This window comes from Massiliimicrobium timonense (assembly GCF_002160865.1).
In the GTDB taxonomy this organism is placed as follows: Bacteria; Bacillota_I; Bacilli_A; order Erysipelotrichales; family Coprobacillaceae; genus Allocoprobacillus.
The window spans coordinates 1-7200 of record NZ_NFLJ01000063.1 but is presented as its reverse complement, the minus strand read 5'-3'; the positions used below and the strand labels follow the sequence as shown (position 1 = coordinate 7200).

Genomic DNA, 7200 nt, shown 5'->3' with positions numbered 1-7200 from the left:
CGCCCATCAAGTTGAAGGTGGATGGCGTGATGGTGGCAAAGGTATCAATGTATCAGATATTATGACTGTAGGTAGCCATGCCAGTCCAAGAAAGATTACACCTGTCATTGATGAAAATGAATTTTATCCAAATCATGAAGCCATTGATTTTTATCATCGTTATAAAGAAGACATTGCATTGTTTAAAGAAATGGGATTTAAATGTTTTAGAACTTCTATTTCGTGGGCAAGAATTTTTCCTCAAGGTGATGAAGAACAGCCTAATGAAGCAGGATTGAAATTCTATGATGATTTGTTTGATGAATTACTTAAAAATGATATTCAACCTGTAATTACATTATCACATTTTGAAATGCCTTATGGTTTAGTTACAAAATATGGCGGATGGAGAAATCGACAGTTAATCACTTTCTTTGAAAGATTTGCAAGAGTTTGTTTTGAAAGATATAAAGATAAAGTGAAATATTGGATGACATTTAATGAAATTAATAATCAAGCCAATTATCAATCTGATATTTCTGTATTAACAAATTCTGGAATTCTCTTTCAAGAAGGCGAAGATAAAGAAGAAATTGTTTATCAGGCCAGTCTATATGAATTGATTGCCAGTGCGAAGGCAGTGAAAATTGCTCATGATATTAATCCGGATTTTATGGTTGGTTGTATGATGGCAATGACACCTATTTATCCTTATTCTTGTAGTCCGGATGATATGTTAAAGGCTGTTGGAGCGAATCATAAACGTTTCTGGTATCTTGATGTTCATGCACGTGGAAAGATTCCAGCTTATATGCAATCGTTCTTTAAACGTAAAGGTTATCATCTTGATATCACAGAAGAAGACATAGCTACTTTAAAAGATGGTTGTGTAGATTATATTGGTTTTAGTTATTACATGTCTTTTACTACAAAAGGTGATGGTAATGAATATTTAGATTATAATGAAGCAACTGATTTATGTGATAATCCATATATTTCAAAGACAAAATGGGGATGGCCAATTGATGCCAAAGGACTACGATATACTTTAAACTGGCTTTATGACCGTTATCAACTTCCTACCTTCATTGTTGAAAATGGTTTTGGAGCTATTGATGTTTTAGAAGATAATAATCAAGTTCATGATCAATATCGTATTAATTATTTAAAAGAACATATTGAACAAATGAAAAAAGCTATTGAAATAGATGGTGTTGATGTTTTAGGTTATACTGTTTGGGGTTGTATAGATTGTGTAAGCTTTTCTACAGGTGAGATGAAAAAGCGTTATGGTTTTATTTATGTAGATAAAAACAATGATGGTTCTGGAACTTTAAAACGTTATAAAAAAGATTCTTTTGAATGGTATAAACAAGTCATTGCCAGTCAAGGAGATAAGCTATAGTGAAATATCTTGTTTTAGATGTGGGTGGAAGTTCTATTAAATATGCTTTAATGGATGAACAAGCTCAAATATATGAACGAGGATCAACACCTACACCTCAGGACACATTGGAACATTTTATTGAAACGATAGGTCAGCTTTATGATGATTATAAAGGTGGTATTGAAGGGATTGCTCTTTCTATGCCGGGAATTATTGATCCTCAAAAGGGTTATTGTTTTACTGGAGGGGCATTATCTTATATTCGAGATATTCCTATGAAAGAAAAATTACAGCAACGTTGTCCATGCCCTATAACTATTGGTAATGATGCTAAATGTGCTGGAGCAGCTGAACTTGGATTTGGGAATCTTCAAGATGTTGAAGATGGTGTTGTCATTGTTTTAGGAACAGCCGTTGGTGGGTGTGTTATTCATCAAGGTGAAGTACAATATGGAAAACACTTCTTTGGTGGTGAGTTTTCAATGATTTTTTCTCATGGTATAGATGGGGAAGATTTCTGGTGGGCAACAAATGGTATTTTAGGATTATTAAAATGTGTGCAAAAGCGTCTAAGTACCCAACAGGAATATACTGGTATTGAAATCTTTGAAATGGCAAATCAAGGTCATCTTGAAGTACAAAAAGCAATCAAGGATTTTGTGACAATCCTTGTCAAAAGAATTTATAGTTTACAATGTGTTTTAGATCCAGAAAAATTTGTCATAGGTGGAGGTATTAGTGCCCAACCACTTCTCTTTGAATATATTCAACAGGTTAATGATGAAATATTTGAGAATAATGATTATTATGTAAAACCGGTTATTGAACCATGTTATTATCGTAATGATGCGAATCTTGTAGGAGCTTTATATCAATTTTTAAATCAAAAATAAAAGGAAAGGAATAGATGTGAGATGAAAAACTATTTTAATGAATTGAAAAATGAATCCAAGAATCAGACAAGTTATATCAAAAGATTTATAGCTTACGCTATTGACTGGTATGTTGGAGGATTGCTGGCATCTATTCCCCTTATTTTACTTTATATGTCATTACATGAGGATGCTTCATATATACCACAAGTGATTACCATCTTTGAACAACCTTATCAACTGATTGCAGGAGGCTTGTCATTTTCTGTAAGCTTGTTATATTATATTGGGATTCCATTATATACAAAGGGGCAAACATTAGGTAAAAAAATATTAGGATTAAAAATAGTTGATGATCATTATGATGATATCACAATGAAACAAATTCTGCTTAGACAAGGTGTCATGATTTTACTTGTTGAAGGAAGTATTTATACTGCAAGCAATATGTTGCATCAGATGATTAATGTCATAACAGGGTTTAATTTTGCTTCATTATATGCTTATATTGGTGTTGTTATTAGTTTGATTTCAGTGATTTGTGTTTTTGTATTCAAATCTAAGAAATCTTTGCATGATATTGTCGCAAAAACTTTAGTTGTTGATATTAAATCACCTCAATATACTTATGAAGTAAAGAAGAATAAAAAAATTCGTAAAAAGAAATTGAAACTTTCATAAAATTTATTTAAACTGAACTTAAGTGTTCAGTTTTTTTCTTGAGGAGGTGTTTTGATGGTAACAATAGAAAAATTAAATACTTTAAATGATTTAGAAATGTCTATTTATCATTATGTAGAAGCACATCGTGATGAAGTTGTTAAGCTGAAATTAAAAGATATAGCTGAAGTCATTCATGTTTCTCCTTCGATGATTACACGTACTGCTCAAAAGATAGGTTATGATGGTTTTGTGGAATGGAAAACAGCTATTAAAATGGAAAATAAAAATCACTTACATCATAAAGAGAACAAATTAAATTATATTTTGGATTATTTTCAAAAAGTTGATAATGATGAATTTAATCAAAGTATTCATCAAGCAACACAAATAATCGCTCAATCCAAAGAGGTGATGTTTTGGGGTGTAGGTATTTCAGGAGCTATAGCTAAAGCAGGAGCGTATTTGTTTAATCGTAAAGGGAAAAGAAGTGTTGTGTGTGATGATTTTAGTATGCGTGTACATGGGATGTATAATCATCATGACTGTGCAATCGTTTTAAGTGTATCTGGTGAAACGGATGAAATGATTCAAAGAATCATGTTGTTAAAAAGATGTGGAGTACAAGTGATTATTGTAACCAACAGTGCTTCGTCTTCAGGAGCAAAAATGGCAGATTTAGCTATCTGTTATTATGTACCAAGTTCAAGAAATGAGGATTTTTATAGTTCAGCAACACAGGTTCCAGTAATTTATATTTTAGAAAGTTTAGCTGATACATTAGAAGAATATGGGATTATTTAAAAAAGGAGTATATGATGGATATTGAATTTGAAAATGCCAAAAGAAAAGATGTACCTGTTATTTTGCAGTTTATTAAAGAGTTGGCACGTTATGAGAAGTTAGAACATGAAGTGATTGCAAATGAAGCATTATTGGAACAATGGTTATTTGATTATAAGAAAGCTGAAGTGATTTTTGTTGTGAAGGATCATCATAGAATTGGGTTTGCTTTGTTTTTTCATAATTTTTCAACTTTCTTAGGCAGAGCGGGTTTATATTTGGAAGATTTGTATATTAAACCAGAATATAGAGGTCATGGATATGGAAAAGCAACGATTAAGGAACTTGTAAGGATTGCTAAAGAAAGAGGCTGTGGAAGAATGGAATGGTGGTGTCTGGATTGGAATCAATCAAGTATTGATTTCTATCTATCTTTAGGAGCAAAGCCAATGGATGAGTGGACAGTATATCGATTGACTGATGTTGATTTTGAAAGATTATTACAATAATAAGAAAAAATAATTGCTTTGATAAATAATTTTTGCTAGAATAATAAAGGGCACTCGGGCTTTCCGCTGGAGTGCATTTTTATTTGAGAAAGGAGATAGTGAAAATGGCTAAATTTATATTTGTGACAGGTGGAGTTGTTTCGGGATTAGGAAAAGGATTGACAGCTGCATCTTTAGGGAGATTGCTTAAACAAAGAGGATTAAAAGTCTTTATGCAAAAGCTTGATCCTTATATTAATGTGGATCCGGGAACAATGTCGCCATTTCAACACGGTGAAGTTTTTGTGACGACAGATGGTGCCGAAACAGACTTGGATTTAGGACATTATGAACGTTTTATTGATGAAGAATTGAATCGTAGTTCATCTATTACAACAGGAAGAATTTATAGCGATGTCATTTCTAAAGAACGTCGTGGAGATTATTTAGGAGCAACTGTACAGGTTGTACCCCATATTACCAATGAGATTAAGGCTAAAATCTATGCAGCGGCTAAAAGTAGTCAGGCTGATATTGTGATTACTGAAATTGGCGGGACAGTTGGAGATATTGAAAGTTTACCTTTTATTGAAGCCATTAGACAAGTCCGTTTAGATATCGGATATAAAAATACTCTTTATATACATACAACATTGCTTCCATATATTGGTGCTAGTCATGAAGTGAAAACAAAACCAACACAACATAGTGTTAAAGAATTAAGAGGCTATGGAATACAACCAGATATTATTGTTTGTCGTAGTGAAAAACATATTGATCAGGAATTAAAAGAAAAAATTTCTTTATTCTGTAATGTTCCTGTAGAAGCAGTTATTTCTAATTATGATGTAGATGTTTTATATGAATTACCAATGATGTTATTAGAACAGCATATGGATGATTTGGTATTAGATCATTTAAGAATGACAGCTCCAAAAGCTGATATGACAGAATGGCAACAGCTTATTGAACGTGTCAAAGGATTAAACAAGGAATTGACTATTAAGATGGTTGGAAAATATGTGCAATTACCTGATGCTTATTTATCGGTTAATGAAGCCTTGCGTCATGCAGGATATTATGAAAATAGTATTGTTCATATTGATTGGATTAATGCTGAAGAAATTAATGATGATAATGTAGCAGATATATTAGCAGGAGCGGATGGCATTTTAGTGCCGGGTGGTTTTGGACAACGTGGCATTGAAGGTATGATTAAGGCTATTCGTTATGCTAGAGAAGAAAAAATTCCGTTTTTAGGTATCTGTTTAGGAATGCAGTTGGCATCTATTGAATTTGCAAGAAATGTATGTCATTTACCAGATGTTAATTCTATCGAATTTGATGATATGTGTGAAACACCGTTAATTCATTTGATGAGTGATCAAACATTAGATGATATGGGTGGTACACAAAGATTAGGAAATTATGATTGTGAATTATTAAAGGGTAGTCGTGTTTATGATTTATATGGGAAAGAATTGATTCAACAAAGACATAGACATCGTTATGAATTTAATAATAAATATAAAGATATTCTTGAACAACATGGATTAGTTGTTTCAGGAAAGAATCCAGAAAGGAATCTTGTAGAAATTATTGAATTAAAAGATCATCCTTATTTTGTGGCATGTCAATTCCATCCGGAATTTTCTTCAAGACCAAATCGTAGTGAACCTTTATTTCAAGGCTTGATTACAGCAGCTTACCATCAAAAATATGATAAAAAGAACATTCAAAAATAGAATGTTCTTTTTATCTACGTTTATGAACTTCATTGTAAATAATGTAGAATATCTTTTTCGCTGTCAATATCAAATATATGTACTGTCAGTGAATCAAGTTGTTCTTGAGTACATGATTGAATTGTTGTAAGGGTGTCTTTTGAAAGATATCCTAACTTTGATTTGAGTTGTCTAATTAAAGTTTGGATGATGCCTTCATTTCTTCCAATAGATTTCCCTTTGTTTAGGTTCTCTTTTCCATAATCTCTGATAGCTTGACACATATCAATTTTCTCCTTGATATTTAAATTAACTTCATTGTAAATAATGTAGAATATCTTCTTCATTATGAATATCAAATATATGTACTGTTAGTGAATCAAGTTGTTCTTGAGTGCATGACTGAATTGTTGCAAGGGTGTCTTTTGAAAGATGTCCTAACTTTGATTTGAGTAGTTTGATTAAAGTTTGGATGATGCCTTCATTTCTCCCAATGTTAATACCTTCAGTTCTTCCAATAGATTTCCCTTTGTTTAGGTTCTCTTTTCCATAATCTCTGATAGCTTGACACATATCAATTTTTTCCTCCTTTACCTTTTCATAAATCTGTGTGTTCTTTGTCAGTGCTGCGATTGTGACTGCAATGTCGTGGCTGATTGTGATATCATGATCTTCATCATATTGATGATTGTATAAATACCTTAATCCTATGATTAGCTCCTTAAGCTCCTGACTGTGAAATCTCTTTGGGTCGAGATTTCTCATTTCAATGAGCGGATAGGATGCAGCATTCATATAATCCTTTAAGGCAGGAGGCATAGGGTTCATCATGTCCTCGTATGTTCTGGGAGCTTTCCACTTCTTCTGTCCATAGTAGACAACAAATGTCATGACACCCTTAATCATCTGATGAGTGGAGCGATAGAGATTGAACTGCTGAAGGTAGTTCATCTCATCATATTCTCTTGTTCTTTGGAACATGCCATGATCAATCTGGGATTGATGTTCTATGCCAATCAGACATTCTGTGCCATCAATGTTGACAAGATAGATGTTGTCACGTTCACGTTCTCTGGTGATGTTTTGATTAGGAAGGTGGGAATCGAGATTGGAATCGGACAGGGAGATGTCGTCATAATGGATCACAGCGTTTTCATAGAAAAGGATACCATTGATAAAATCAGCAGTGACATGACAGTTTTTGAATAGGGATCTGATGCGAATATCAAAAATCTTTCTGAGCATATAATTTTTCTTAGACATGAATAATACCTCCTATTATTCATATATACAGAAAAAACGGATTT

8 protein-coding genes are annotated in these 7200 nt (G+C 32.6%); 6 read left to right on the top strand and 2 right to left on the bottom strand.

What is annotated here, in order from left to right:
* The 6 genes from B5E75_RS13720 to B5E75_RS13695 all read left to right on the top strand — a co-directional run.
* Positions 1 to 1384, top strand: a 1384-nt coding sequence (locus B5E75_RS13720; RefSeq protein ID WP_087360400.1) for a 6-phospho-beta-glucosidase, incomplete at its 5' end; no start/stop codon positions are given.
* Positions 1384 to 2259 carry an ROK family protein gene (locus tag B5E75_RS13715; protein ID WP_087360397.1) on the top strand — a complete coding sequence of 292 codons (876 nt, stop codon included), beginning with the start codon at positions 1384 to 1386 and terminating at the stop codon, positions 2257 to 2259. The genes B5E75_RS13720 and B5E75_RS13715, both read left to right, overlap by 1 nt.
* A 21-nt stretch (positions 2260 to 2280) precedes the next feature.
* On the top strand, positions 2281 to 2919 hold the full coding sequence (locus B5E75_RS13710; protein WP_087360394.1) for an RDD family protein: 639 nt from the start codon (positions 2281 to 2283) through the stop codon (positions 2917 to 2919).
* 54 nt (positions 2920 to 2973) lie between these two features.
* Positions 2974 to 3702: a MurR/RpiR family transcriptional regulator gene (locus tag B5E75_RS13705; RefSeq protein WP_087360391.1), complete on the top strand. Its 729-nt coding sequence runs from the start codon at positions 2974 to 2976 to the stop codon at positions 3700 to 3702.
* 14 nt (positions 3703 to 3716) lie between these two features.
* The gene (locus B5E75_RS13700; RefSeq protein WP_087360388.1) at positions 3717 to 4190 is read left to right on the top strand and encodes a GNAT family N-acetyltransferase; all 474 of its coding nucleotides are present in this window, start codon (positions 3717 to 3719) and stop codon (positions 4188 to 4190) included.
* Positions 4191 to 4294: 104 nt separating this feature from the next.
* Positions 4295 to 5914, top strand: a complete 1620-nt coding sequence (locus B5E75_RS13695) for a CTP synthase (protein ID WP_087360385.1) — start codon at positions 4295 to 4297, stop codon at positions 5912 to 5914.
* A gap of 29 nt (positions 5915 to 5943) precedes the next feature.
* Here the strand turns inward: B5E75_RS13695 and B5E75_RS13690 are convergent, their stop codons facing one another.
* A complete protein-coding gene (locus B5E75_RS13690) occupies positions 5944 to 6177 on the bottom strand; it encodes a DUF4351 domain-containing protein (protein ID WP_162607711.1) in 234 nt (77 codons plus the stop codon).
* 31 nt (positions 6178 to 6208) lie between these two features.
* The gene (locus B5E75_RS13685) at positions 6209 to 7156 is read right to left on the bottom strand and encodes an Rpn family recombination-promoting nuclease/putative transposase (RefSeq protein ID WP_087360379.1); all 948 of its coding nucleotides are present in this window, start codon (positions 7154 to 7156) and stop codon (positions 6209 to 6211) included.
* Positions 7157 to 7200: the final 44 nt, after the last annotated feature.